Genomic DNA, 25,421 nt, shown 5'->3' on the forward strand with positions numbered 1-25,421 from the left:
GCGGTCGGGCCGGGGACGGTCAGGGCAGCACGACGGTGCGAGCCCCCTCGCCGCGCGCCATCCGGTCGAACGCCGCCGCGGCGCCGTCCAGGCCGGTCCGGTCGGTGATCAGGGCGGCCGGGTCGAGGCGGCCGTCGAGCACGGCGCGGGCCAGCTCGGGCACGTCGCGGTCGGGGTCGGACGAGCCGTACACCGAGGAGCGCAGCGTCCGCGCGGAGTGGAAGATGTCCAGGGCGCTCAGCTGGACCACGTCGTCGCGCGCGCCCATCCCGACCACGGTCACCTGCCCGCCGCGCCGGGCGGCCCGCCAGGCGGCGCGGATGGTCACGCCGCGGCCGACGCACTCGAGCGCGTGGTCGACGCCGCGGCCACCGGTGCGGTCGCGCACCGCCCGGCTCAGCGCGTCGTCGGCCAGCAGGAAGTCGGTGGCCCCGGCGGCGGCGGCCAGCGCGGCCTTGGCGGGGGAGACGTCGACGGCGAGCACCGGGTCCGCGCCCGCGGCCCGGGCGGCGGCGACCACCGACAGGCCGACCCCGCCGAGCCCGATCACCGCCACCGACTCACCGGGCGCCACCCGGGCGGTACGCCGCACCGCGCCGACCCCGGTGAGCACGGCGCAGCCCAGCAGGGCCGCAGTGGCGAACGGCAGCTCCGCGGGTACGCCGATCACCGCCTCCTGCGGCACCACCACCTCCTCGGCCAGCGCGCCGAGGCCGAGCGTGACGTGCAGCGCCTCCCCGGCCGAGGTCCGGCCGCGGGCGGTGGCGGGGGAACCGGCCCGCTCGCAGAGCCACGGCTCGCCGCGCCCGCAGTACCAGCACCGCCGGCAGGGCGGGGCCCAGTTCAGCACCACGTGCGCGCCGGGCCGGACCCGGTCCACGCCGGCGCCGACCTCGACCACCTCGCCGGCGGCCTCGTGGCCGAGCACCAGCGGGTACGGCGCCGCCAGCGTGCCGTTGACCATGGACAGGTCCGAGTGGCACACCCCGGCGGCGCGCACCCGCACCCGGACCTCGCCCGGACCGGGGGCGGGCAACTCCACGTCCTCCACCGCCAGCGGCTGGCCGGCGCCCCGGGCGACCAGGGCCCTCATCGCTGGATCGCCTTCGTCTGCAGGAACTCGTCCAGCCCGTAGCGGCCCAGCTCCCGGCCGAGGCCGGACTGCTTGTAGCCGCCGAACGGGGCGAGCGGGTTGAACGGCGCGCCGTTGACGTCGACGGCTCCGGTGCGCAGCCGCCGGGCGACCCGCAGCGCCCGCTGCTCGTCGGCGGACCAGACGGCGCCGGCCAGGCCGTACCGCGAGTTGTTGGCCACCGCCACCGCGGCCTCCTCGTCGTCGACCGGGATGACCGCGAGCACCGGCCCGAAGACCTCCTCCTGGGCCAGCGCGCTGTCCGGGTCGACGTCGGCGAGCACGGTCGGGGCGACGAACCAGCCCCGGTCGGGCAGCACCGCGTCCGGGCCGCCGGCGACCAGCCGGGCGCCGTCGGCGAGCCCTCGGGTCACGTGGCCGGTCACCCGGTCCCGCTGGGCGGCGGAGACCAGCGGGCCGAGCCGGGTCTCGGCCGCGAAGGGATCACCGACCCGGTAGCCCTCGGCGGCCTTGGCGACCAGGGCCAGCGCCTCGTCGTAGCGGTCCCGGTGCACCAGCATCCGGGTCCAGGCGGTGCAGGTCTGGCCGGAGTTGAGGAAGGCGTTGCCGACGCCGACCTTCACGGCGGTGGCCAGGTCGGCGTCGTCGAGGATCACGTTGGCGGACTTGCCGCCCAGCTCCAGCGCCACCCGGGCGACCCGGTCGGCGGCCAGGTGGGAGATGCGCCGGCCGGTGGCGGTCGAGCCGGTGAAGGAGACCATGTCGACGTCCGGGTGGGCGGCGATGGCCTCGCCCACCTCGGCGCCGGTGCCGGGCACCAGGTTGACCACCCCGGGCGGGAAGCCGGCCTGGTGGATCGCGTCGACGAGCAGGTACGCGGTCAGCGGGGTCAGCTCGCTGGGCTTGAGCACCACGGTGCACCCGGCGGCCAGGGCCGGCGCCAGCTTCGCCATCACCTGGTGCAGCGGGTAGTTCCACGGGGTGATCGCCCCGACCACGCCGACCGGCTCGCGGACCACCAGCGAGTTGCCGACGGTCTCCTCGGCGGGCGGCCGGGCGGCCAGCTCGACGTAGCTGCGCAGCACGGTCAGCGGGAGCCCGACCTGCACCCGGGTGGCGACCTTCAGCGGGGTGCCCAGCTCCCGGGCGACCGTCTCGGCGACGGTGTCGGCCCGGGCGGTCAGCCCGGCGTGCAGCCGGTCCAGGGCGGCGGCCCGCTGCGCCGGGGCGGTGTCGGCCCAGCCGGGGAAGGCGGCCCGGGCGGCCGCCACGGCCCGGTCGACGTCGGCCGCCGTGCCGGCCGGCACGGTCGCCAGGATCTCCTCGGTGGTCGGGTTGTGCACCGGGATGTGCCCCCCGGAGGAGGGGGCGACCCAGGCACCGTCGAGATAGATGTCGGTCCGTGCGGGCTCCATCGCACCCCTCACCCTGGTCGAAAACTAGCGCTGCAAGTTTCGACTCTAGTGCGCCTCGCCGGCCGGCGGGAGGGGTGGCAGCGGCCCGATGTGCGCCTCGTAGGTGCGGCAGAGCCCGTGGATCAGCGCGTCGAGGCCGAGCGCGAAGGCGCCCTCGTCCACCTGCTGCTGGTGCTCGGCGAGCCGGTGCGCCTGGGTCAGGTGCGGGTACTGCTCGGCGTACAGCCCGGGGTCCTCGACGAAGCCGCGGGCGAACGAGCCGAGCGCGGACCCGGCCACGAAGTAGCGCATCAGCGCGCCGATGTGGGTGGCGCGCGAGGGCGGCCAGCCGGCCGCGACCAGTCCGCCGTAGACGGCGTCGGCCATGGCCAGCGCCGCCGGCCGCCGCCCCGGACCGCGGGCCAGGTACGGCACGATGTTCGGGTGCGCGGCCAGCGCGGCCCGGTAGGAGTGCCCCCAGCGGCGCAGCGCCTCGCGCCAGTCGACCTTCCCGAAGAAGGAGACGTCGACCTGCGCCGTGACGCTGTCGGCCACCGCGTCGAGGATCTCGTCCTTGGTGGCGAAGTGGTTGTACAGCGAGGGTCCGCGCACCCCGAGTTCGGCCGCGAGCCGGCGGGTGGAGAACCCCTCCAGCCCGTCCGCGTCGATCAGTGCCGCGGCGGCCTCGACGATCCGCTGCCGGCTGAGCAGTGCCTGCCTCGGCCGGGGCATCCGCGCCTCCCTCGTTCGCTCGTCGGTTCGCCGCAACTCTGCCACAACGGGGTCTGGACGTAATTAAACTTGCAGCGCTAGTTTATGCCCATGGACCTTCAGCTCTCCCCGGAGCAGGCGGCCGTCCGGCGACTGGCCGCCGAGTTCGTCGACCGGGAGGTGGCCCCGTACGCGGCGGCCTGGGACCGGCGCGAGTCGGTCGACCCGGAGATCGTGGGAAAGCTCGGCCGGCTCGGCTTCCTCGGGCTCACCATCGGCGAGGACGACGGCGGCTCCGGGGGCGACCACCTCTCCTACTGCCTGGTGCTGGAGGAGCTGGGCCGGGGCGACTCCGCCGTCCGGGGCATCGTCTCGGTGTCGCTGGGCCTGGTCGCCAAGGCCATTGCCGCGCACGGGACCGCCGGGCAGCGGGCCGAGTGGCTGCCCCGGCTCTGCGCCGGCACCGCCCTCGGCTGCTTCGCCCTCACCGAACCCGACAGCGGCTCGGACGCGGCCGCGCTGACCACCCGGGCCGTCCGCGACGGCGGTGACTGGCTGATCAGTGGCGCGAAGACGTTCATCACCAACGGCACCACCGCCGACGTCGTCCTGGTCTTCGCCCGCACCGGCGGCGCGGGGCACCAGGGCATCACCGCCTTCCTGGTGCCCACCGACGCCGCCGGGCTGACCCGGCGGGAGATCCACGGCAAGCTCGGGCTGCGCGGGCAGGCCACCGGCGAACTCCGCTTCGACGCCGTCCGGGTGCCGGACACGGCCCGCCTCGGCCCGGCCGGCGGCGGGTTCCGGATCGCCCTGGCCACCCTCGCCAAGGGTCGGATGTCGGTGGCCGCCGGCTGCGTCGGCGTCGCGCAGGGCTGCCTCGACGCGGCGGTCCGCTACGCCGGGCAGCGCACCCAGTTCGGCAAGCCCATCGCCGGGCACCAGCTGGTGCAGCAACTGCTCGCCGCCATCGCCGTCGACACCGCCGCCGCCCGGCTGCTGGTGTGGCGGGTGGCCGACCTCGTCGACCGCGGCGAGCCGTTCGCCACCGAGGCGTCGATGGCCAAGCTCTTCGCCAGCGAGGCCGCCGTCCGCGCGGCCAACAACGCCGTCCAGGTCTTCGGCGGGTACGGCTACATCGACGAGTACCCGGTCGGCAAGTACCTGCGCGACGCCCGCGTCGCCACCCTCTACGAGGGCACCAGCCAGATCCAGCAGCTGCTCATCGGACGCGCGCTCACCGGCGTCAACGCCTTCTAGCCAAGGAGAACCCGTGACCAGATTCGCCGACCGGGTCGCCGTCGTCACCGGCGCCGCGCAGGGCATCGGCGCGGCCACCGCGCACCGGCTGGCCGCCGAGGGCGCCGCCGTCGCCGTGGTCGACCTCGACGAGGCGCGCAGCCAGGCGGTCGCCGCCGAGATCACCGCGGCCGGCGGCCGGGCCGTCGGCATCGGCTGCGACGTGACCGATCCCGCGGCCGTCACCGCCATGACCGACCGGGTGGTGCAGGCGTACGGCGGGCTGCACGTGCTGGTGAACAACGCCGGCATCACCCGCGACGACCTGCTGTTCAAGATGCCCCTGGCGCACTGGGAGGCAGTGCTCACCACCAACCTGACCAGCATGTTCCTCTGCTGCCAGGCGGCCCAGCAGCACATGGTCGCGGCCCGCTACGGCCGGATCGTCAACCTGAGCAGCCGCTCCGCCCTCGGCAACCGGGGCCAGGTCAACTACGCCGCCGCCAAGGCCGGGGTGCAGGGCCTCACGTCCACCCTCGCCATCGAGCTCGGCCCGTACAACGTCACGGTGAACGCCGTCGCGCCGGGCTACGTGGCCACCGCGATGACCGCCGCCACCGCCACGCGGGTCGGCAGCAGCCCCGAGGAGCACCAGCGGATGGTCGCCGAGCACACCCCGCTGCGCCGGGTCGCCCAGCCGACCGAGATCGCCTCGGTGATCGCCTTCCTGGCCAGCGACGACGCGTCGTACGTCAGCGGACAGACCCTGTACGTCAACGGCGGCGCGCGCTGAGGCGCGCCGGCGGACCAGCACCCGGAGGGGACATGGACTTCGCGCTTTCCGACACCGAGCGGGCGATCCGCGACACCGCCCGCGACTTCATCACCCGGGAGGTGATGCCACTGGAGCAGGAGCTGCTGCGCCGGGAACGGGCGCACCAGCCCGGGCTGGAGCACAGCGAGCTGCGCGAGTTGCAGCTCAAGGCCCGCAAGTTCGGCTTCTGGGGGCTGGCCACCCCGGAGGAGTACGGCGGCATGGACCTGCCGGCCGTCACCCAGTCGCTGATCTGGACCGAGCTCGGCCGCTCGTTCGTACCGTTCCGCTTCGGTGGCGAGGCGGACAACATCCTGTTCCACGCCAACGACGAGCAGAAGCGCGAGTTCCTCGTCCCGACCATCGAGGGCGAGCGGCGCAGCTGCTTCGCGATCACCGAGCCGGGCGCCGGCTCCGACGCGGCCAACATCAAGCTCAGCGCCCGCCGGGACGGCGACGACTGGATCCTCAACGGCGAGAAGACCTTCATCACCGGCGGCCACGAGGCCGACTTCGCCATCGTGATCGCGGTGACCGACCGGGAGAAGGGGGCCCGCAACGGCGGCGCCACCGCCTTCCTGGTCGACCGGTCGATGGGCTGGCGGTCGGAGTTCATCCAGACGATGGGGGAGGGCGGGCCAGCCGCGCTCGTCTTCGAGGACGTCCGGGTGCCGCACCGCAACATCCTCGGCGAGCCGGGGCAGGGCTTCAGCCTCGGCATGGAGTGGATCGGCAAGGGGCGCTACACCATCCCGTCGCACGCGGTCGGCATCGCCGAGCGGGCGCTGCGGATGGCCATCGACTACGCCAACACCCGGGAGACCTTCGGCGCGAAGATCGGCACCAACCAGGCCATCCAGTGGATGATCGCCGACTCGGAGACCGAGCTGGAGGCGGCCCGCTGGCTCATCCTGCGCGCCGCCTGGACCGTCGACCAGGGTCTGGACCCGCGGCACGCCTCGTCGATGGCGAAGCTCTACGGCGCGGGCATGGTCAACCGGGTGGTGGACCGGGTCCTGCAGATCCACGGCGGCATGGGCTACACCCGGGAGCTGCCCATCGAGCGCTGGTACCGGCAGGTCCGGCTGTACCGCATCTTCGAGGGCACCGACGAGATGCAGCGGCTGATCATCTCGCGCGACCTGCTGCGCGGCTACACCAAGCTGGGCGGGCACCTGGCATGAGGACCTTCGCCACCATCGAGGAACTGGCCGCGGCGACCGGCGAGACGCTGGGCCCCGGCCCCTGGCTCCGGATCGACCAGCAGCGCGTCGACCGGTTCGCCGACGCCACCGACGACCACCAGTGGATCCACATCGACCCGCAACGAGCCGCCGCCGGCCCGTTCGGCGGCACGATCGCGCACGGCTACCTGACCCTGTCCCTGCTGCCGGCGCTGGTCAGCGGGCTGTACCGGGTCGAGGGAGTGACCATGGGAGTCAACTACGGGCTCAACCGGGTGCGCTTTCCCGCCCCGGTCCGGGTCGGCAGCGCGGTACGCGCCACCGCGACCGTCGCCGACGTGTCCCCGGTGGACGGCGGCGTGCAGGTCGTCACCGCGGTGACCGTGGAGAGCGACGCCGGCGGCAAGCCGGTCTGCGTCGCCGAGACGGTCAGCCGCCTGCTGCGGGGGGCGGCCCGGTGACCGCGCTGTCGCTGGCCATGGTGCTGGCCGAGTCCGCCCGCCGGCACCCCGACACCGTCGCCGTGGTCGACGGCGAGCAGCGGGTCACCTACGCGGAGCTGTGGCTGGAGGCGCGCAGCTACGCCGCGGGCCTGCGCGAGCTGGGCATCGGCCCGGGCGACCGGGTGGCCCTGCTGGCCCCGAACGTCGTGGACTTCCCCCGGGTCTACTACGGCGCCCTCGCCGCCGGCGCGGTGCTCGTGCCGGTGCACCTGCTGCTCACCGTCGACGAGGCAGTGCACGTGCTGGCCGACAGCGGCGCGAAGCTGCTGGTCTGCCACAGCTCGCAACTCGCGCTCGGCGCGGCCGCCGCGGCGGCGGCCGGCGTCGCGCTGGTGACCGTCGGGCCGGCGGCGGCCGGCGCGGTCGCGCCCCGGCTGGAGGAGCTGAGCGGCCCGCTGCCACCGCTGCCGTCGTACCTCACCCGGTCCGCGGAGGATCCGGCGGTGGTGCTCTACACCAGCGGCACCACCGGGGTGCCCAAGGGCGCCCTGCTCACCCACCTCAACCTGGTCATGAACGCCACCGTCAACGTCTTCGACGCCAACGACGCGCGCAGCACGGACGTGGTGCTCGGTTGCCTGCCGCTGTTCCACAGCTTCGGCCAGACCGTGGCGATGAACGGCACCTTCCGGATCGGCGCGACGCTGGTGCTGCTGAGCCGGTTCACCGGGCCGGCGGCCATCGACCTGATGCTGTGCGAGGGGGTGAACGTCTTCCACGGCGTACCCACCATGTACGTGGCGCTGCTCGACGCCGCCCGGGACCGCGACGAACTGCCCCGGCTGCGGCTCTGCATCTCCGGCGGCGCGTCGCTGCCGGTGGCCGTGCTCGAACGGTTCCACGCCGCGTTCCAGACAACGATCTTCGAAGGGTACGGGCTCTCCGAGACCTCACCCACCGCGACCACCAACCAGCCGCACTTCGGCACCCGCCCCGGCACCATCGGGCACCCGGTCTGGGGCGTGGAGGTGGAGATCGCCCGTGCGGAGGTGGAGGACCGGATCGAGCTGCTGCCGGCCGGCGAGCTCGGCGAGATCGTCATCCGCGGGCACAACGTCTTCGCCGGCTACCTGGGGCGGCCCGAGGCGACCGCGGAGGCGGTGGTGGACGGCTGGTTCCGCAGCGGCGACCTGGGCCGCAAGGACGCCGACGGGTTCATCACCATCGTCGACCGGAAGAAGGACATGATCATCCGGGGTGGCTTCAACGTCTACCCGCGCGAGGTGGAGGAGGTGCTCGCCCGGCACCCGGCGATCGGCCAGGTGGCCGTGATCGGCGTGCCCGACCGGCGGCACGGCGAGGAGGTCTGCGCGGTGGTGGTGGCGGATCCGGCCGGCCCCGGCCTGCCCGACGAGCAGGAGCTGATCGACTGGTCGCGGGAGCACCTGGGCCGGCACAAGTACCCCCGGCAGGTCCGCTACGTCGACGCGCTGCCGATCGGTCCGAGCCACAAGGTGCTCAAGCGGGAGCTGCGCCGGACCCTGGCCCCGCCGACGGACTGACCGGCGGAACCACTGGGCCGTCCGCTACGACACCCGCGGCTGCCGGCTCCGCTCCCGGCGGCCGGCGTCCCGCACCCGGGGCGGCCGGCCGCCCCGGGCGCGCTCAGCGGCGTACGGCGACGGGTGCGGCGCCGGCACCGGGGGCGCCGGCGCCCCCGGGTCAGCGCCGGGCCTGCTGCTTGGCCATCTCCGGCCGCTCACCCTTGCCGACCCTGCGCAGCGCGTCGCGCAACTGCTCCTCGGTCATCTTGGAGTTGCCCTCGATGCCCTTGTCGTGCGCCTGCTGTCGCAATTCGTGCAGGCGGTTCCGGTCACCCATGTCCGCACCTCCTGATCCGTGGCGCGAGGCCGATCCCCACGCCCACCGGCGCATCGTCTTCCCGTGCCGGCCGGCGGCAAACAGCCGCCCGGCTCAGCGCAAACGCACCGGCCCGGCGTCGATCCGGACCCGGAACAGCGCGTACGGCCGGCGGCGCAGGTCCTGTCCACGCTGGTACTTCGCCTGCCGGTGCAACTGGTTGGCGGTGACGTACAGGTGGCCGTCGGCGGCCACGGACATGGTGTCGGGCCACAGTAGCCGCGGGTCGTGGACCACGGTCTCGAACTCGCCGTCCGGCCGGCGGCGCAGCACCGCGTTCTGCTCGTACGAGGTCAGGTAGAGCGCCCCCGAGTCGTCGGTCTCCAGGCCGTCCGAGCCGCCGCCCTTGTCGCCCTCGTCCACCACCGTGGCGGCCACCTGGTCGTCGTCGAGGCCGCGGTCGGCGAGGGCGTCGGTGCCGACGCTGTACCAGCGCCGCGAGGCGAGCGGGCAGTAGTACAGCCGGGACCCGTCGGCGGAGATGGCGATGCCGTCCGAGCCCATGCCGACCGGCTTGGCCGGCCCGTCCGCCGGGCGTTCCAGGAACGGCCGCCCCTCGACCACCGGGCGGAAGGTGCGCACCGGCTCGGCCTTGGTGGACGGGTGGTCGTGCAGCCGCCGCCAGGACGCGCCGGTGGCGAGGTCCACGACGATGACGCCGTTGGGCCCGGAGTCGGCGGAGTCGGTGATGTAGGCCAGCCCCGCGTCGCCGCGCCGCAGGTCGAAGCGGACGTCGTTGAGGTACGTCGTGGGCAGCGCGACGTCGGCCGGGAAGGTGATCACCTGACCGACGGTGTCGGTGTCCAGGTCGACGCGGACCAGTTTCGGCCCGCCCGGCCGGGTGGGCTGGAACAGAGGGCTGCCGGTGTCGAGCACCCAGAGCCGGTCGGCCGGGTCCACGACGACGCTCTGCACCGACACGAACGCGTTCGCGTCGTCGTCGCCGGCCGGGCTGTTCCAGGCCGGGTCCGGGAACGGCACCTCCTGGCCGCCGCGCAGCTCGACCACCGTCGCCGGGACCTCGTCGCCCCACTTGGGGAAGTTGACGAAGATCCGGCCGGTGTGCGACACGCTCACCCCGGTGGGCATCGCCCCGCCGAACGTGTGCACCAGTTCCAGCTCACCCACCGACTCGTCGCTGACCGGCCCGTTCATCCGCCCTCCCACCCGAGACAACAGGGTGTCCTTCCCGGGCCCCGACCCGGCAAACCCCGCCCACCGGCGCCGCTGCGGCCCCCTTACCAACCCGGCCGATCGCCCTGCCCCTGCCCAACCCGGCCGATCGCCCCGCCCTCGCCAACCCGGCCGATCGCCCCGCCGGCCGGCGCGGCCGCGTCGCCGGTGCCGGCGCCGACGCCGGCCCTGGCGCTGGCGCTGGCGCTGGCGCTGGCGGGCGTACGCTGGCCTCGCGTGGCGGGAGGGGGACGACCGGGATGGGGCCGGCGGAGGGCGACGCGGCGGACCTGCTCCGCCGGGCACGGCGGGTGGTCGTCTTCACCGGTGCCGGCATGTCGGCCGAGAGCGGGGTGCCGACGTTCCGCGACGCCCTCACCGGGTTGTGGCAGCGGTTCGACGCCCACGCCCTGGCCACCCCCGAGGCGTTCGACGCCGACCCGGCCCTGGTCTGGGGCTGGTACGAGTGGCGACGCCAGCTTGTCCGGCGCGCCGAGCCGCACCCGGGACACCGCGCCGTGGCCACGATCGAGGCTCGCGTGCCGACGGTCCTGATCACCCAGAACGTGGACGACCTGCACGAGCGGGCCGGTTCGCGCGCCCCGCTCCACCTGCACGGCAGCCTGTTCGCGCCGCGCTGCTCGGCCTGCGACCACCCGGCGCCGGTGCCGGACGGGGCCCCGGAGCCGGCCGACGGCCGCCGGCTGCCGCCACCCCGCTGCGCGCGCTGCGCGGGCGCGGTCCGCCCCGGCGTCGTCTGGTTCGGCGAGGCGCTGCCGCGGGACGCGCTCGCGGCGGCGGTCGACGCCGCGTCCGACTGCGACGTGCTGCTGACCGTCGGCACCTCCGGCCTGGTCCACCCGGCCGCGGAGATTCCCCTGGTCGCGGCCCGCCTCGGCGGCTCGGTCATCCAGGTCAACCCGGACCGTACGCCGCTGGACGCGGTCGCCGCGGTGAACCTGCGCGCCCCGGCCGCCGAGGTGCTCCCCGCCCTGGTCGCCACCGCCTGGGGTGACGCGGGCCAGCGCTGACCCGCCCGGCGATCCGCCCGGCCCGGCCGGTACGAAGCCCGCCGCGTGCCCCGCAACGCCGCCACCGCCCGACGCCCCGCAACGCCGGCGCCGCCCGACGCCCCGGTGTCCCGCAACGCCGGCGCCGCCCGGCGCCGGGCGGCCACCTGATGCGCTCCGATCGGCATTCGTCAATCGTCTGACGTCTCGTCGTATGTGTGTAATCACCGACGGTTGTGAACGTGCTTCGATGACTACGATGAGCGGTGTCCCCGTCACAGCACACTGTTCGATGGACGTCGGCTCCGGGGGAGGTGCCTGATGCCGACGGAGACGGCCCGCAACCCGTCTTTGAGCCTCGTCCGGTCGCGCCTGCTCGCCGCGCTGGACGTCCGACCGAGGTCGCTCGGTCTGGTCGTGGCGCCCGCCGGCGCGGGCAAGACCACCCTGCTCGCCCAGTACGCGGGCAGCGTCACCGGGCCGATGTCCTGGCTGCGCACCGTGCCGTCGGACGCCGACCCGCTCCGGGTGCTGGAGCGGATGGCCGCCACCCTGCTCGACGGCCCCGGTGGGCTGCTGGTCGTCGACGACCTGCACCTGATCGAGGGCACCCCGGGGGAGTCCGTGCTGCTGGACCGCGCGCACGCGCTCACCCGCGAGGGCGTACGCGTGCTGATCGGCACCCGCCGCGCCCCGGCGCCGATCCTGGCCCGGCACGAGTTCTCCGACAGCGTCGTGATCGACGCCGAACAGTTGCGCTTCCGCGCCTGGGAGGTCGAACGGCTGCTGCGTGACGTCTACCGCGAGCCACTGCCCGCCGACGACGTCGCGGCCCTGACCCGCCGGCTCGGCGGGTGGGCGGCCGGGCTGAAGCTCTACTACCTCTCCACCCGGGGCCAGCCGCTGCCCGACCGTCGGCGGGCCGTCGCCGCGCTGGCCAAACGCTCGGCGCTGTCCCGGGACTATCTCACCCGGACGGTCCTGGCCGAGCTGGCTCCGGCGCTGCGCCGGTTCCTCGTCCGCACCTGCGTCTTCGAGGTGCTCACCGCCGAACGCTGTGACCGCCTGCTCGGCGGCGGCGACGGCCAGGCCGCGTTGGAGGAGTTGGAGCGCCGGCACGCGTTCACCGTCACCCACGACGGTGGCCGGTCCTTCGCCTACCACGAGGTGCTGCGCGCGCACCTGGCCGCGGCGCTGGTCGAGGAGCTGGGGGAGGCCGAGGCGCGGGAGTGGCACGCCCGCGCCGGCCGGCTGCTCGCCGATGAGGGCGTGGCCCTGGAGGCGGCCCGCTGCTTCGCCCGCGCCCAGCAGTGGTCCGAGGTGCACCGGCTGCTCGACGCGGCCGGTGCCGCGGTCGCCGTGCGGGGCCTCGACCCGTGGACCGACCTGCTGCCCGGCTGGTTCATCGCGGAGGACCCGTGGCTGGTCCTCGCCGACGCACAGCACCGCATCAACGAGGGCCAGCTCGCCGCCGCGGTGCCGCTGCTGCGCCGGGCCGAGCAGATGTTCGGCGCCGGACCGGGCGGGTCCCGCTGCCGCGCGCTGCGCGCCGACGTCACCCCCTGGCTGCCGGACGGCCCGCACTGGCGCGGCCACTGGTCCGGCTGGTTGCGGACCGCCACCCGCCGGCACCCGATGGTCGTCGTGGGCGAGGCGGACCGGCTGGCCGGCGCCGGCGCGACCCTGGTGCGCGCCGGCGCGCTGCTGCTCGCCGGCCACGCCGTGGAGGCGGTGCGGGTGCTCGACCGCGCCGCCGCCGCCGACGGTCCGGTCGGCGTGGCCTGCCGGCTGTTGCGCGCCGCCGTCGCGCTGGCCGCCGGGGACCCGCACGGGGCGGCCACGGTCGGCGCCGTCGGCCTGGAGGCGGACCGGGCCGGCCTGCCGTGGCTCGCCCGGGTCGCCCGGGCCGTACCGTCCCTGGCCGGCGCCGACGCCGACCTCAAGGAGGCGGCCGCCGTGGTGGAGGAGTGCGACCGGCTCGGCGACCGGTGGGGCGCCCTGCTCGCCGCGGGGTGCGCCGCGCTGTCCCGGTCGTTGCGCGGCGGCCCCGATCCGGAGGAGGCCGGCCGGTTGCTCGACCGGGCCCGGGAGGCGGACGCCGGAGTGCTCGCCGCCTGGGCCCAGTCGCTGCTCGCGCTGGCCGCCGTGCGGGCCCGGCTGCCCGACGCCGACGTCGAGGTACGCCGGGCGGAGAGCACCGCCCGGGCCGCCGGCGCCCCGGGCGCCCGGGTGCTCGCCCTGGCCGCCGGTACGCCCACCGGGCCGGGCCGGGCCGCCGCGCTCTCCGCCGTGCACGCCGTCGCCGAGCAGGCCGGGCTGCCCCGGGCGGCGGTGACCGCCTGGACCGCCGCCGAGCCCCAGCCGTCACCCGCCACGGCCGGCACGGCCCGGCTGACCGTACGCTGCTTCGGCGGTTTCCAGGTCTGCCTGGACGGTGAGCCGCTGAACTGGTCGCCGCTGCGCCCCCGGGCCCGCGCGGTCGCCCGGATCCTCGCCATGTACGCCGGGCCGGTGCACCGCGACCGGCTGCTCGACGCGCTCTGGCCGGACACCGACCCCGGCACGGCGACCCGCACCCTGCATGTGGCCCTGTCCAGCCTGCGCCGGTTCCTCGACACCCACCTGCCGGCCGGCGGCGGGGAGACGCTGCTGCACCGCGACGGGGACGCGTACCTGCTGGCCCTGCCGGCCGACGCCTGGTGCGACGTGCGGGAGTTCCGGCGGGCGGTGGAACGCGCCGCCCGGCGGGCCTCGCCGCAGGATCCGGAGGCGCTGGACGACCTGCGGGTGGTGGTGGCCGCGTACACCGGCGAGCTGCTGCCGGAGGACGGCCCGGCGGAATGGGTGGTCGCCGAGCGGGAGGCGCTGCGCCGGCAGGCGGCCGACGCGGCGGCCCGCCTCGCCGAGGCGGCCCTGAGCGGCGCGACGGCCGGGCCGGCGGTGGCGATGGCGGCCCGCTGCGTCGAGATCGACCCCTGCCACGACGCCGGCTGGCGGCTGCTGATCGCCGCGCACGACCGGGCGGGCAACGCGGCCGCCGCGGAGCACGCCCGCCGCCGCTACGCCGACGTGCTCGTCTCCCTCGGGCTGGACCCGGCCGTGGTCGCCGCCGCCCCGATCAGCGTCGACCGAAGAATTCCGCTTCCCCGATCGCCACGGACGGAAGCAGTCCAGGCCCGTACGTCGAGCGGACCACCAACCTGATCCGCACCACCTTCGCGGCCGGCACGTCGAAGTGCTGCTCCCCGGGCTCGTCGCGCAGCTCGATGTCGGTCTTCTCCTGCCGGCCGTCCGGGCCGACGGCGATCACGGTGAGCCCGCGCGGCCGCCCGGCGGCCAGGAAGGCCTGCCGCCGCGGGCTGACGCCCGGCGTGATCACCACGGTGAGCAGCCGGACCGGCTCGGCGAACCGGCCCTCCACCCAGGCGCCCCGGGCCACCCCGTTCGGCGCCCAGTACCGGTTGTTCGCCCCGTCGGTCAGCCGGCCCGCGGTCGCCCCCGGCGCCTCGGACGACGCCACCACCGCCGCGGGCACCAGCGGCGTCGGGTCCTGGGTGCGGTCGCGCACCGCCTCGATGGCGCGGCGCACCAGCGGCGGCCCGGCGATGGCCAGGACCCCGACCAGGCAGAGCGTCAGCACGATCAGCAGGGTCCGCCGGGCCGCCCCGGCGGCGCGGCGCTGCTCGCGCAGCGAGCGGCGTTCCGGCGACCGGCGACGCAGCCGGTCCCAGCAGCGCTGCCACCAGGTGCGTCGCGGGGCGGCGGGCCCGGCGGCGGCGACCAGTTCGGCGCCGCAGGCACGGCAGAACCGCCGGCCGGGCGCGTTCTCGGCCGCGCAGGACGGGCAGACCAGCCGGGGCGGCGGCGCGGTCGGACCGTCGGCCGGCGCCACCGGCACGGGCGCGGCGTCGGTCGGCTCGGCGCGCCGGTCCGGCGCGCCGGGCTGCCGGGGAGCCGGTGCTCGCCCGCCCGGATCCGGGTCGGTCCCGTCCGGCGCCGCCACGGCCCGGCCTGCCTCCGGTCCCGTCCGCGCGGCCGCCCCGGCGCTGATCCCGGCGGCCGCCCCGGCGCTGGTCCCGGCGCTGGTCGCGGCGGTGGTCGCGGCGGCGGTCCCGGCGCTGGTCGCGGCGGTGGTCCCGGCGTTGGTCGCGACGTCCTCGGTCCGCCCGCCGGCGCGCGGGTCGCGCTTCGGCCGCCGGTCGGCGTCCGCATCGTCCGCCGGCCCGTTCCCGGCCCGGCCGTCGGCCGGGCGCCCCTCGACGTCGGTGGCCGTCCCCGACCGGTCGCCGGTCCCCGGGCCCGGTCCCGGGCGGTCGGCCCCGGTGGACCGGCCGCCCGACGGCGGGTCACCGGCGTCCCAGCGCAGGAACTCGCCGCAGGTGCCGCAGAACTGGTCGGCGTCGCCGTTGCTGGCCCCGCACTCGGCGCAGATGATCATTGGGCTGCCTCCAGGATCACCCGGACGTGGGCCGGCACGGCGGCGGCCAGGACGTGGCGGACCAGCGCCTCGTCGGCCTCCCCGCGGATCCGTACCCGCACCTCCGGCGTCTCGTCGGGCGGCGGCGCGTCGGTCGGCGTCGCCGAACAGGTCACCCCGCCGCTGTCGGTGACCTCGGCCGCCACCCCGGCGGCGACCCGCAGGGCCAGCACCATCCCCCGGGCCGTACCCCGCCAGCGGTGCACCTCGACGGCGTGCCGGACCAGGTCCCGGCGGACGTCCGGCGACCGGTCCCCGTCCACCGGCGCGGCCACCCAGCCGGCCAGCCAGTCGAGGAAGTCCGGCGGGGCCAGCTCGAGGTCGAAGTAGGTGTCGAGGCAGTCGAGGGTGAGCAGGATCGGGGCCAGCACCTCGTCCAGCCCGGCGGTGAACCGTTGGGCGAAGTCGTCCTCCAGGTACATGGCGGGCAACTGCTGCCCGATCGGGTGCGGGCTGACCAGCCCCGGCACGGAACCCCGCATCATCCCCTCCTGACCTCGGCGCCCCGGCTCACGAGGTGACCCGCACCTGGTGGCCGTAGGAGAAGGCGAGGGCGCTGACGTCCAGCTCGATGCGCTGCACGGCCTCGCCCCGGTCCCCGGTGGTCGGGTCCGCGCCGAACAACCGGACGTCCTCCACCAGGTCGATGCCGGCCACCCGCTGGAGCACGGCGTGCAGCTCGCCCGACTGCACCGGCCGGCCGAACGGCCACCCGGTGCCCTCCGGTCCACCCCGGACCGGATCCAGGTAGTCGTAGAGCGCGCGCAGCGCCCGGCGGCGCAGGTCCGCGGTGGACCCGGACCGGGACCGGGCCCGGACCTGCGCCACCACCGTCACCCCCTGGTAGAAGGGCGGCTCCACCAGCACCCGGGCGCCGACGCAGCGGCGTACGTCGAGGAAGGCCCGGATCCGCTCCAGGGTCTCCTCGCGGGGCCGCAGCGCGGCGAACCGGGCCGCGTCGTCGTCGCTGTCCCGGTGCTCGCCCAGCGCCGGCACCACCAGCACCCGCACCGCGGTCGAGCCGTCGCCGGCCGGTACGCACCGCACCCGCAGCACCTCCGGCGCGGCCTGCCGGGCCAACTGCTCGTAGTCCTCGGCGGTGACCGCCCGCTCCCGGGTCCGCAGGGTCAACGGCCCGCGTACCGACGTCTCGGCCAGCGACTCGCCGTCCACCCCGCCGGTGGCGGCGGCCCGGTTCGTCACCGTGGAGACGAACGGCACCGGGTCGCGCAGCACGGTCAACGACCGGGCCGCCACGTTGCCCTGCCGGCCCCCGCCCGTCCGGTACGCCGGGATCCGCACCACCGCGCCCTTCGGCGGCACCGCCCCGTACCCCCGGACCGTGCCGTCGGGTTGCCGCACGGCCGGCCCGAAGCGGATCTCGCCGCCGGCCCGGTCCACGCAGACGTGCCGGTCCTCCGGCCCGGAGTCGGCGAAGCTCGGCACCTCCCGCCAGGTCTGCCAGCCCTCGGCGGTGCCGACCTCGATCTCGATCGTGCCGTCGGCGGCGACGATCGGGGCGCGCTGCACGGTGAACCGCTGGCCCGGCACCCCTTCGGCCGCGCCGACGGTCTCCCCGGCGATCAGCTCGGCGTGGCAGGCCTCGACCGTCCCGCCCACGGTGGCCGCCTCGGCCCGGCCCAGCCGGGGCGGGGCGTGGAAGAACGGCTGCCCGGCGGCGGGCTCGCGCAGCCGGCAGCGCAGCCAGCCGGCGCGGTGCCGGGCGACCGCCGACGCGGTGTGGCCGGCCGGTACGTGCAGGACCACCTCACCGGCCCGGTTCAGCGCGCCGGTGGTGTCCCGCTCGACCGGGCACGGCACCCAGCCGTCGTCGGTCCACGCCTCCCAGACCAGCGGCGGGTTCGTCGGGTCCACGCCACGGCCGGCGACCGCCCAGTCCATGGTGAGCAGCACCACGCAGCCGGGCACCGCCGTGTCCAGCCCGAACAGCACGGCGTCGCCGGCCGCCGGCGGATCGGCGAACGCCGGCACCCGGTCCGGGCCGCCCAGCTCGCCGGTCCGGTCGGTGGGCTGCCCGCCGGCCGGCACGGTCAGCACCCGGACCAGCCGGCACGGCGGCACGGTGAGCTCGCGCAACGTCTCGAAGGTCACCGGCTCGACGTTCTCGGCCCGCACGGTCGCCACGTGCGTGCGGGCCGGCACCACCACGGCCGCCTCGCGCGGCGCGGACAGCCAGAACGTCACGTCGGTCGAGGCCACCGCGGGCGGGAACGGGGTGATGCCGAGCAGGTCGAGGAACTTCACGTAGTGCCGGTCGGGCACCCGGTTGAGCCGGTAGAGGAGCTGGTCGACCAGGTAGGCGAACGTCTCGATGAGGGTGACCCCCGGGTCCGAGACGTTGTGGTCGGTCCACTCCGGGCAGCGCCGCTGCACCAGGCGTTTGGCGTCGTCGACCAGGTCCTGGAACCGGCGGTCGTCGAGGTGGGGCGCGGGCAGGGCCATCACTCGGCTCCGGGATCGTGCGCGGGGATGACGTAGAACGGGAAGACCAGGTTGCGGGGGTCGTTGTCCTGGCGCAGCCGGTAGCGGATGTCGATGTGCAGGGTGCCGCGGTCCGCGTCGGCGAAGTCGACCAGCACGTCGTCCAGCTCGATCCGCGGCTCCCACCGTTCCAGCGCCAGCCGCACCTGGTAGGCGACCTGACCGGCGGTGGACGGGTCGGCCGGGGCGAACGCCAGCTCGTGGATGGCGCAGCCGAACTCGGGTCGGCCGGGCCGCTCGCCGGGGGCGGTGCCGAGGATCAGCCGAATGCTCTCCACCACCTCGCGGTCGCCGCGCACCAGGGCGACCCCGCCGGTCGGGTCGGTGCGCAGCGGGAACGCCCAGCCGGCGCCGATGAAGTCCGTGGCCATGCCGGTCAACCTCCGATCAGCACGGTCGGGCAGCCGGCGAGGATCGGGGCGCCGCAGCCGGCGAGGTCGCCCAGCCGGGCGGCGGGCCGGCCACCGATCAGCACCGTCGGGCAGCCCGGTGGCAGCAGGGGCGACGGCGGATGCGGCGGGGTGCCGGGGAAGGAGCAGGCGTGCAGTGTGCCGACGGTCGCGGCGGGCTGCCCGCCGATGAGGACGGTGGGCACCCCGGGACCGCCGACCGTCCCCGGGTGGGCGGTCGGGTCACCGACGCGAGCGGCTGGTGGCACGGCTCTCTCCCTTCGTCACCGGTGTCTCAGTTGATCCGCACGACCGCGCCGCGGACCGTCACCGGGCCGCTGGCGGTCAGCTCGGCGCCGCCCTGGCCGGCGACCTTCACGGTGGCGCCCTCCACGGCCACGCCGCCGGTGCCGCGTACGCTCACCCGGCCCTGGCCCTCGATCCCGACGTCGCTCTTCGACGTGACGGTGACCCGCTGGCCGGCCAGTTCCAGCGGGCCGGTGCCGGCGTCCAGGGTGATCCCGTCCCGGGCCTGGACGCTCACCTTGCCGTCGCTGACGATCTCGATCTGGCGGCCGGTGCGGTCCAGCCGCAGGGTGAACTTGCGGTCCCCGGTGGCGAGCAGGATGCCGTCCGGGCCGCTGCCGGCCTCCAGCAGCTCCAGCCGGTGCCCGGTGCGGGACACCAGCGCCCGGGCGGCGATCCGGCCGGTGCCGGCGTCCACCGGGTCGGTGTCCAGCTTCGGCGGCGCGTCGGTGCCGTTGTGCAGCCCGCCCAGTACGTACGCGGCGTCGAGGTTGCCGCCGGTGAAGCCGACCAGCACCTCGTCACCCACCTCCGGCAGCAGCACCGTGCCCCGGTCCGCGCCCGCCCCCGGCTGCACGACCCGCGCCCAACCGGTGGTGTACGTCCCGTCCAGCCAGGGCAGGGTGAGCCGGACCCGGCCCAGTTTCTTCGGGTCCTTCACGTCGCTGACCACGGCCGGGACCAGGCCCCGACCGGCGGGCTCGGCGGCGGACCCGCCGGCGGCCAGGCCGTAGAGCGAGCGGTCGGACCGGCCGGAGACGGTGAACGCCGTGGTGTAGCCGGCCTGTTCGCTGAACACGTGCCGGGTGCTGGTCAGCACGTACCGGCCCTGGAACGGCGCACCGACGTTCGCCAGCGCGACCGCGGCGCCCGCGCGCAGCCGGGCGTTGCCCTTGGCCACCCCCTCGATCTCGGCGCACCCGCCGCCGAGGTCGCCGGCGAGCGCGCCGGCCACCGTCCGGACCGCCGCGTCCGTGCCCAGCGTCGGGTCGGCCACCAGGTACGCCGGGCTGCCGAGCTTCCGTCCCAGCTCGGCCGGGTCGACGCCGATCCCGTCGGCGCCCGGCACGGTCGGGGTGGCGGTCGCGCTGACCGCCCGCTTGGTGGCCGGGTCCCAGCCCCGGGCGCCCACCTCGGGCACCTGGGCGGTCGCGGTCACCCCGGCCCGAAGCGCGATCAGGTTCCGGTTGACCTCGAGCACCAGCGGGTCCTGGCTGGCCCGCGCGGACGGGTCCGGGGCGCCGGTGGGTGGCTCGGGCATCCGCAGGTGCAGCTCGCCGTCGCGGACCGTCACCTGCGCGCCGACCAGCTCGGCGAGCCGGTGCAGGAAGGCCCAGTCGCTGACGTTGTCCTGGCTCAGCTGCGCCTCCGGCTCGCCGCCGATGCCGGCCACCGGGTCGATCCGGCCCGCCTTCAGCCCGGCCCGCTGGGCCACCTTCCGCACGATGTCCGGCACGCTCATTCCCGGGTACGCGGCGACCCGCCGCCCGCGCAGCAGCCGGTGGGCCAGGTCGAGGCCGCGGACCTCGGTGAACGTGCCGGTCGCGTCCAGCTCGCACTCCAGGGCGGTGACCTCGCCGCGCAGCAGCGGCGCGGGACCGCCCGGGTCGGAGGTCTGCACGGTCAGCCGCACCGGTACGCCGATGGCGAACCCGCCCTTGGCCAGCACGCTGCGGTCCGGGTCGCGGTAGCGCAGCACGAACCGGTCGGGCAGGTTGCGGCTGTCGTCCACCGCCGCGTACGTCAGCAGCGACGCGATCTCGGCGGGCAGCGGGCTGCCGCCCACCTCGACGAGGAGGGCGTTGGCGAACTGCTCATTGGCCACGGGCACCACCCGTCAGCTCTTCGGGGGCGGGCACCAGCAGCGCGGTGCCGGGCCGCAGCCGCATCGGGTCGTCGATGTCGTTGGCCTCGGCGATCTGCCGCCACAGCCCGGCCCGCCCGTACGCCTGGTAGGCCACCGAGTGCAGGGTGTCCCCGGCCACGACGACGTGGATGTCCCGGGCGGCGAGCGCGCCGGAGGTCGGGTTCTGCCCCGGCTGCTCGCCGGAGATCTCCTCGAGGGTGACCGTGCAGAGCGCCCGCACCGGGGTGCCACCGGGGGTGAACAGGGTGTACTTGGCGCTGACGCTGGACACGAAGGACGGGAAGCCCACCATGCCGCCCCAGTGGAACACCACCCACGGCGGGGAGCCCTTCTTCTGCTGGCGGCTCGCGTCGGTCGGCACGCAGCAGGCGAACAGCTCCTCCACCCGCTTCACCACCGAGCTGTCCATGGTGTCGGTGGCGTCGAAGAACATCTCCAGGCTCAGCTTGCACGGGTCCGAGCCGGTGAACTCGGGCACGCCGCTCTTCTTGGCGTTGCGCTGCGCGTCCCGCTTCCACTTGGCGGTCTTGGTCAGCGCCAGCTCCTTCGGGTTGAACTGGAACGGGATCTGGCCCAGCTTCGGCCCGGGGGACGCCGTGCCGCCGTTGCGCGGCGGTTCGTGCAGTTGCAGGTACGCGTGGGTGAGCTGCGGCGGTGGGCCGCCGCCCCGGCCGGCCGGGCTGCCGGCGGCGGTGAAGGTGACCGGGGAGGCCGTCACGCCGCCACCTCGCTCTGCTCGCGCATGGCTCAGCCGCCCGTTCCGGGGCCGAAGAAGCCGTGGTGGGCCAGTTCCAAGGTCTCCACGGCGACCTTCGGGTTGTCCGGGCTGAGCTGCGGCCCGGTCCACTTCACCGGGATGACGTCGAGCAGCCCCCACCGGGCGATGACGGTGCCCTCCAGGGTGCGGGCCTCGATCGTGGCGGTCTTGCGGGTGATCCCGTTGGCCATGCCACCGAACCAGCGCATCAGCTTGGTGCTGTCCGCGGTGACCGGCCGGGAGAGCTTGACGTTGGAGAACTTCATCCGGGTGGGCAGCTGCCAGATGTGCCCGTTGTTGCCGCCCTCCTCGCGCTGCTCGACCACGACCTCGCAGCCCAGCCCGTCACAGGTGTTGAACGCGCCGAGATCCTGATCGTCGATCTTGACGACGAAGGCGATCGCGACGGCGACCTCGTCCTTGGCCATCCACCCCTCCTGATCGGTCGGCGCTGGTAACTGTTCGGTAGCTGGGTCGGCCCCGGTCAGCCCGGTCCGCCGAGGACCCCGTGCCGCTCCCGGTCCAGGCGCAGCTCGGTCTTCAGCCGGCGCAGCAGCGGGTCGTACAACTTCTTCAGCAGCTCCTCCGGCTCGGCCCCGGCGGCCGTGCCGGGCAGGGGAGCGGTGGCGGCCGGTGCGGCCGCCGGCCCGGCCGGCGGGTCCGCCGGCGGTGGCTCGACCGTCTCGGCCCGCTGCACGGCCCGCTCACCCGGGTCGGTCCGGGCCGGGTCCGCCGGCCCGCCCGGGTACGCCAGGGGGATGCCGGCCCCGCCCGGGTACGCCGGCGGAATCCCGCCGCCGCCCGGGTACGTCGCCGACGGGCCGCCCCCACCCGGGTTGGCGGTGGTGCCGGGCAGGGCGCCGACCCACCGCTGCACGGGCAGCGGACCGTGGCCCGCGCCGGTGCCGAGCGGGCCGGTCGCGCCGGGCTGACCGGCGACGGTAGGCAGGTCGTGGTGGGTCGGCGCCAGGCCCTGCGGATCGGGTGACGGCGCCGGCACGGCGACGGGCGCCGCGACGGACTCGTGCTGCCAGGACACCCGCTGCACCGGCGGCGGGGCCACCGGCCCGCTCAGGTCGGGCACCTCCCCGGTCAACGGCCGCAGCGGGCGGTCGCCGACCAGCCGAGCCACCACCGGGAGCGGGGCGGCGGCGGACGGCTCGCTGCCGCCGGTCGGGTCGCCGGGGGTGCCGGTGGGCTCGCCGTAGCCACCGACCAGCGCCGCCGTGCCCGGCTCCGCGCCGTCCGGTCCGGGCGCAGCCTCGTCGTGGCCGGGGAACGGCGTGCCGTCGGCCGGTGGATCGCCCGGTGTGACCGGCTGGCCGGCGGGTCCGGCCCCGGCGTCCCGGGCCGCCGCGCCGGGGCCTTCCAGCCGGGACACCACCGGCAGGTCGGGGCCGGCCGACCCGAGGTCGCCGGGCGCGGCCGGGCGCGCCGCCCGGCCGGGGTCGACACCGCTGCCGGCAGGTCCGCCGCCGGTGGAGAGCAGCGGCGCGACCCGGGCACCGGTGGGGGCCCCGGCGTCCGGTGGCAGGTACGTCTGGACCGGGACGCCGGTCCCCGGCGCGGTTGGCGATGGCGGGCCGGCGGCGTCGCCGGACGGCGCTGACCCGCCGGGTGCCGGGCCGGTCACCGGCAGGTCGCCGGCGGCCGGCGGGCCGGTCCGGGGCCCGGGTTCGGCGGGGGCGTCGGCCGGTAGGCGGGCGACGGAGGTGTCGCCGACCAGCCCGGCCAACTGGTCCGCCGGGGCGGAAGTGGCCGCCGCTGCCGCACTGCCGGCGTCGTGCGGGCCGGCGACGGCGGCGCCGGGGTCGGTGCGGGCATCGAGGTCCGGCGCGGAGCCGACGGCACCGGCCGGATCACCGGGCCCGTCGGCCGGCCCGGTGATCGCGGCCGGGCCGGTGCCCTCCGGCGTCCGCTGAGCGGTGCCCTCCGGCGTCCGCTGGGCGGTGTCGGCCGGGGTCCGTTGAGCGGTGTCGGCCGGGGTCCGTTGGGCGAGGGGGAGGGCGGTGTCGGTCGGCGGCACCCGCGCGGCCATCGCGGCGTCGACCGGGGCGGGCGGGTGGCGTGGGCCCGCCGCACCGTCGAGGGCGCGCTGCGCCGTCGGGATGTCCGTGGGCCCGGTCGCGGACGGTGTCGGGCCGGGCAGGGGAGACACGATCGGCTCGCCGAGACCGAGCCGGCGGTGTGGCCGCGCCGCCTCCCCCGGAAGGCGCTGCACGGGCAGGTCGACGGTGGACGGTCCGGCGGTGGCCGGTGCCGTGACCCCGGCCGCCGGTCCGGTCACGTCGCCGCCGCCGGCCGGTCCCGGCAGGCCGGCCGGCGGGAGGTCCTGGCCCAGGGTGGGTGCCGCCGGCGGGTCGGCCGGCTCCGCCGGGCCGGCCGGCCCGGGGACCGGCTCGGCGGGCGGCTCCGCGGCGCACACCGGGGCGTCGACGGTGGGCAGGTGCAGCTCCACGGCGGGCGGCGGAGCGGTCACCAGCCGGCTGACCGGCACGGGTTCCAGCGCCACCGGCCGGGCCGACGGCAGGGCACCCGCCGGTGCTGGCCCGTCCGGCCCGGCCAGGGCCGGTCCGGCACCGGTCTCCGCCGACGGCAGGCCGGGGGTCGGCAGGTCGCCGACCCGTCGTTGCACCGGCGTGGCGAGCCGGCCGCCCCGCGCCGGCGGGGTGGCGAGCGGCAGCGGCGTCGCGACGTCGGGGGACGGGCGTGCGGCCGGCTCCGGCTCGGGCCGGCGCGGCTCCGGGGCGGGCAGGGCGGCGTCGTGCAGCACCCCCGACGGCTCGGCCGCGCCGACGAGGTGACCGAGGGGGGCCAGGTAGGACGGATCTCGCCAGGCGGTCAGCGCGCCGGTGAACGTCTCCGGCAGGTTCAGCCGTGGCTCCGTCGGGGTGACCCGCTGGATCGGCGGCAGTGCCTGCCAGGCGGGCGGCTCACTGCGGCCGGCCGCGCCGGCCGGCTCCGGGGGCGCTGCGGCGCCGGGTCCCACCGAGGCCGGACCGGGGGTCGCGTCGGCGGCGGACCGTTGCACGGTCCGCTGCGATCGCCGGCGCCACGGCCACATCGGGTCACCGTCCCTGACTGATCCGGGTGTTGATGCTGGCGATCTCGGCCACGTATCGCAGCCGTTCGCCGTGTTCCAGGTCGAGGATCTCCTCGAGTGACCAGTGGAGGTGGTAGGCGACGTACGCGACCTCGGCATAGATGCGGTCGGCCGCGTACGTCACGATTCCCCCAGGCGACCACCGGCGAGGTCGACCGCGAACCGGTGCCGGCACTCGGGACAGACCACGCTGGCCCGGGTGTGGCCCTCGCTGTTGATCCGTCGGTACATGTCCTGCAGGAACGCGAGGTCGGAGGCGAACAGGTCCTCCACCACGCCGGGATGCACGTCCACCACCGTGCCGATCCGGGTGATCACCCGGCTGAGCAGCACCACGGTCAGGTACGGCGGGTTCTCGCGTACCCGGTCGTCGCGCAGCGGCACCAGCTCGTCCCGGGCCGTGGCCAGCCGCATCACCCCGTCCCGGTGCACCGTGCCGGCCCCGTCGACGTACCCGCGGGGCAGCTCGAACGGGAACTCCGTACGCAGCGTCTCGCGCCGAGGGGCGACGGCCGGTGCCTCGGCCTGCTCCGGGCCGGGCGGCGGGACGAGGGACGAGGTGCGGCGCATCGGACTACTCGACCTCCATCGCCTCGTACGTCACCACGAGCTTCTCGGTGAGCACGCTGGTGTCGCCGGCCTTGAGCGAGCTGATCTCCAGGCTCTTCGCCCACGCGTTGGTGAGCTTGTACCGCTTGATCGGCATGCCCTCGTAGTCGAAGACGATGATCGCGCCGCCCTTGCGGGCGTCGCCCATCTTGCCGAACCGGCAGTCCTTGATCCACTTTTCGAAGCTGTTGTCGGAGGTCAGACCCCGGGTGAGGGTGACCTCGCCGGCCTTCGGCGCGCCGGGCGCCTTGCGCACCACGAACTTGCCGTCCGCCGTGTTCGACTTGTACTCGATGACGTCCTGCTCCATCTTCAGGCCGGTCACCTCGGTGATCTGCCGGATGACGATGCTGTCCACCTCCAGGCCGAACGAGTGGCCGACGGCGGAGTCGAAATCGGGGAGCGGCACGACTGCCTCCTCACGCTACGG

General features: G+C 76.0%; 24 protein-coding genes. 7 read left to right on the forward strand and 17 right to left on the reverse strand.

The genetic code is table 11. From position 1 onward, the window contains the following. Positions 1–19 precede the first annotated feature (19 nt). From AB0I11_RS04930 to AB0I11_RS04940, 3 genes are read right to left on the reverse strand one after another with little or no spacing between them, the layout of a single operon-like run. Positions 20–1,093, reverse strand: a complete 1,074-nt coding sequence (locus tag AB0I11_RS04930; protein ID WP_357313224.1) for an alcohol dehydrogenase catalytic domain-containing protein — start codon at positions 1,091–1,093, stop codon at positions 20–22. After that, the gene (locus AB0I11_RS04935) at positions 1,090–2,508 is read right to left on the reverse strand and encodes an aldehyde dehydrogenase family protein (protein WP_357313227.1); all 1,419 of its coding nucleotides are present in this window, start codon (positions 2,506–2,508) and stop codon (positions 1,090–1,092) included. The genes AB0I11_RS04930 and AB0I11_RS04935 overlap by 4 nt, the downstream gene beginning before the upstream one ends. A gap of 45 nt (positions 2,509–2,553) precedes the next feature. Next, complete coding sequence (locus AB0I11_RS04940) at positions 2,554–3,219, reverse strand: TetR/AcrR family transcriptional regulator C-terminal domain-containing protein (protein ID WP_357313230.1); 666 nt, start codon at positions 3,217–3,219, stop codon at positions 2,554–2,556. A gap of 90 nt (positions 3,220–3,309) precedes the next feature. Here AB0I11_RS04940 and AB0I11_RS04945 point away from each other — a divergent pair, with 90 nt between their 5' ends. The 5 genes from AB0I11_RS04945 to AB0I11_RS04965 are packed head-to-tail and all read left to right on the forward strand — an operon-like array spanning position 3,310 to position 8,440. Beyond that, positions 3,310–4,458 (forward strand): acyl-CoA dehydrogenase family protein, encoded by a 1,149-nt coding sequence (locus AB0I11_RS04945; RefSeq protein ID WP_357313236.1) that lies wholly within the window; start codon positions 3,310–3,312, stop codon positions 4,456–4,458. A 13-nt stretch (positions 4,459–4,471) separates the two neighbouring features. Further along, positions 4,472–5,230 (forward strand): 3-oxoacyl-ACP reductase FabG, encoded by a 759-nt coding sequence (fabG, locus tag AB0I11_RS04950; protein WP_357313240.1) that lies wholly within the window; start codon positions 4,472–4,474, stop codon positions 5,228–5,230. 32 nt (positions 5,231–5,262) lie between these two features. Beyond that, positions 5,263–6,435, forward strand: a complete 1,173-nt coding sequence (locus AB0I11_RS04955) for an acyl-CoA dehydrogenase family protein (protein ID WP_357313245.1) — start codon at positions 5,263–5,265, stop codon at positions 6,433–6,435. Continuing rightward, positions 6,432–6,896 carry a MaoC family dehydratase gene (locus AB0I11_RS04960; protein WP_357313249.1) on the forward strand — a complete coding sequence of 155 codons (465 nt, stop codon included), beginning with the start codon at positions 6,432–6,434 and terminating at the stop codon, positions 6,894–6,896. The genes AB0I11_RS04955 and AB0I11_RS04960 overlap by 4 nt, the downstream gene beginning before the upstream one ends. Next, positions 6,893–8,440, forward strand: a complete 1,548-nt coding sequence (locus tag AB0I11_RS04965) for a long-chain fatty acid--CoA ligase (protein WP_357313253.1) — start codon at positions 6,893–6,895, stop codon at positions 8,438–8,440. Before AB0I11_RS04960 ends, AB0I11_RS04965 begins: the two co-directional genes overlap by 4 nt. A 160-nt stretch (positions 8,441–8,600) precedes the next feature. Here AB0I11_RS04965 and AB0I11_RS04970 read toward each other — a convergent pair whose 3' ends face one another. Both AB0I11_RS04970 and AB0I11_RS04975 read right to left on the reverse strand, forming a co-directional pair. Further along, the gene (locus AB0I11_RS04970) at positions 8,601–8,759 is read right to left on the reverse strand and encodes a hypothetical protein (RefSeq protein ID WP_156312997.1); all 159 of its coding nucleotides are present in this window, start codon (positions 8,757–8,759) and stop codon (positions 8,601–8,603) included. Positions 8,760–8,852: 93 nt separating this feature from the next. Continuing rightward, the gene (locus AB0I11_RS04975) at positions 8,853–9,953 is read right to left on the reverse strand and encodes an L-dopachrome tautomerase-related protein (protein ID WP_357313256.1); all 1,101 of its coding nucleotides are present in this window, start codon (positions 9,951–9,953) and stop codon (positions 8,853–8,855) included. Positions 9,954–10,231: 278 nt separating this feature from the next. Here AB0I11_RS04975 and AB0I11_RS04980 point away from each other — a divergent pair, with 278 nt between their 5' ends. Next, positions 10,232–11,002 (forward strand): NAD-dependent protein deacylase, encoded by a 771-nt coding sequence (locus AB0I11_RS04980; RefSeq protein ID WP_357313259.1) that lies wholly within the window; start codon positions 10,232–10,234, stop codon positions 11,000–11,002. Between the two features lie 300 nt (positions 11,003–11,302). After that, complete coding sequence (locus AB0I11_RS04985; protein WP_357313262.1) at positions 11,303–14,185, forward strand: BTAD domain-containing putative transcriptional regulator; 2,883 nt, start codon at positions 11,303–11,305, stop codon at positions 14,183–14,185. On the opposite strand, the gene AB0I11_RS04990 is transcribed toward AB0I11_RS04985, so the two are convergent. Genes AB0I11_RS04990 through AB0I11_RS05045 form a run of 12 tightly spaced genes read right to left on the reverse strand, consistent with a single transcriptional unit; the run spans position 14,100 to position 25,400 of the window. Continuing rightward, positions 14,100–15,419: a zinc-ribbon domain-containing protein gene (locus AB0I11_RS04990; protein WP_357313264.1), complete on the reverse strand. Its 1,320-nt coding sequence runs from the start codon at positions 15,417–15,419 to the stop codon at positions 14,100–14,102. The two genes, AB0I11_RS04985 and AB0I11_RS04990, sit on opposite strands and share 86 nt — an antisense overlap. Next, on the reverse strand, positions 15,416–15,940 hold the full coding sequence (locus tag AB0I11_RS04995; RefSeq protein ID WP_357313268.1) for a phage tail protein: 525 nt from the start codon (positions 15,938–15,940) through the stop codon (positions 15,416–15,418). The genes AB0I11_RS04990 and AB0I11_RS04995 overlap by 4 nt, the downstream gene beginning before the upstream one ends. Before the next feature lie 28 nt (positions 15,941–15,968). Continuing rightward, the gene (locus AB0I11_RS05000; protein WP_357313271.1) at positions 15,969–17,921 is read right to left on the reverse strand and encodes a putative baseplate assembly protein; all 1,953 of its coding nucleotides are present in this window, start codon (positions 17,919–17,921) and stop codon (positions 15,969–15,971) included. After that, positions 17,921–18,331 carry a GPW/gp25 family protein gene (locus AB0I11_RS05005; protein ID WP_046564914.1) on the reverse strand — a complete coding sequence of 137 codons (411 nt, stop codon included), beginning with the start codon at positions 18,329–18,331 and terminating at the stop codon, positions 17,921–17,923. Before AB0I11_RS05005 ends, AB0I11_RS05000 begins: the two co-directional genes overlap by 1 nt. Positions 18,332–18,336: 5 nt before the next feature. Next, positions 18,337–18,618: a PAAR domain-containing protein gene (locus AB0I11_RS05010; RefSeq protein WP_357313277.1), complete on the reverse strand. Its 282-nt coding sequence runs from the start codon at positions 18,616–18,618 to the stop codon at positions 18,337–18,339. A gap of 26 nt (positions 18,619–18,644) precedes the next feature. Continuing rightward, positions 18,645–20,480, reverse strand: a complete 1,836-nt coding sequence (locus AB0I11_RS05015; RefSeq protein WP_357313280.1) for a VgrG-related protein — start codon at positions 20,478–20,480, stop codon at positions 18,645–18,647. Beyond that, complete coding sequence (locus tag AB0I11_RS05020; RefSeq protein WP_046564919.1) at positions 20,470–21,240, reverse strand: LysM peptidoglycan-binding domain-containing protein; 771 nt, start codon at positions 21,238–21,240, stop codon at positions 20,470–20,472. Before AB0I11_RS05020 ends, AB0I11_RS05015 begins: the two co-directional genes overlap by 11 nt. A gap of 29 nt (positions 21,241–21,269) precedes the next feature. Continuing rightward, positions 21,270–21,707, reverse strand: a complete 438-nt coding sequence (locus AB0I11_RS05025) for a phage tail protein (RefSeq protein ID WP_357313286.1) — start codon at positions 21,705–21,707, stop codon at positions 21,270–21,272. 56 nt (positions 21,708–21,763) lie between these two features. Continuing rightward, positions 21,764–24,310: a hypothetical protein gene (locus AB0I11_RS05030; RefSeq protein ID WP_357313289.1), complete on the reverse strand. Its 2,547-nt coding sequence runs from the start codon at positions 24,308–24,310 to the stop codon at positions 21,764–21,766. 37 nt (positions 24,311–24,347) lie between these two features. Continuing rightward, positions 24,348–24,506: a DUF6760 family protein gene (locus AB0I11_RS05035; protein ID WP_156313290.1), complete on the reverse strand. Its 159-nt coding sequence runs from the start codon at positions 24,504–24,506 to the stop codon at positions 24,348–24,350. Further along, positions 24,503–24,952, reverse strand: a complete 450-nt coding sequence (locus AB0I11_RS05040) for a hypothetical protein (protein WP_357313293.1) — start codon at positions 24,950–24,952, stop codon at positions 24,503–24,505. Before AB0I11_RS05040 ends, AB0I11_RS05035 begins: the two co-directional genes overlap by 4 nt. A 4-nt stretch (positions 24,953–24,956) precedes the next feature. Continuing rightward, complete coding sequence (locus tag AB0I11_RS05045) at positions 24,957–25,400, reverse strand: phage tail protein (protein ID WP_046571933.1); 444 nt, start codon at positions 25,398–25,400, stop codon at positions 24,957–24,959. Positions 25,401–25,421: the final 21 nt, after the last annotated feature.

This window comes from Micromonospora sp. NPDC050495 (genome assembly GCF_040655175.1).
Classification (GTDB): Bacteria; Actinomycetota; Actinomycetes; order Mycobacteriales; family Micromonosporaceae; genus Micromonospora.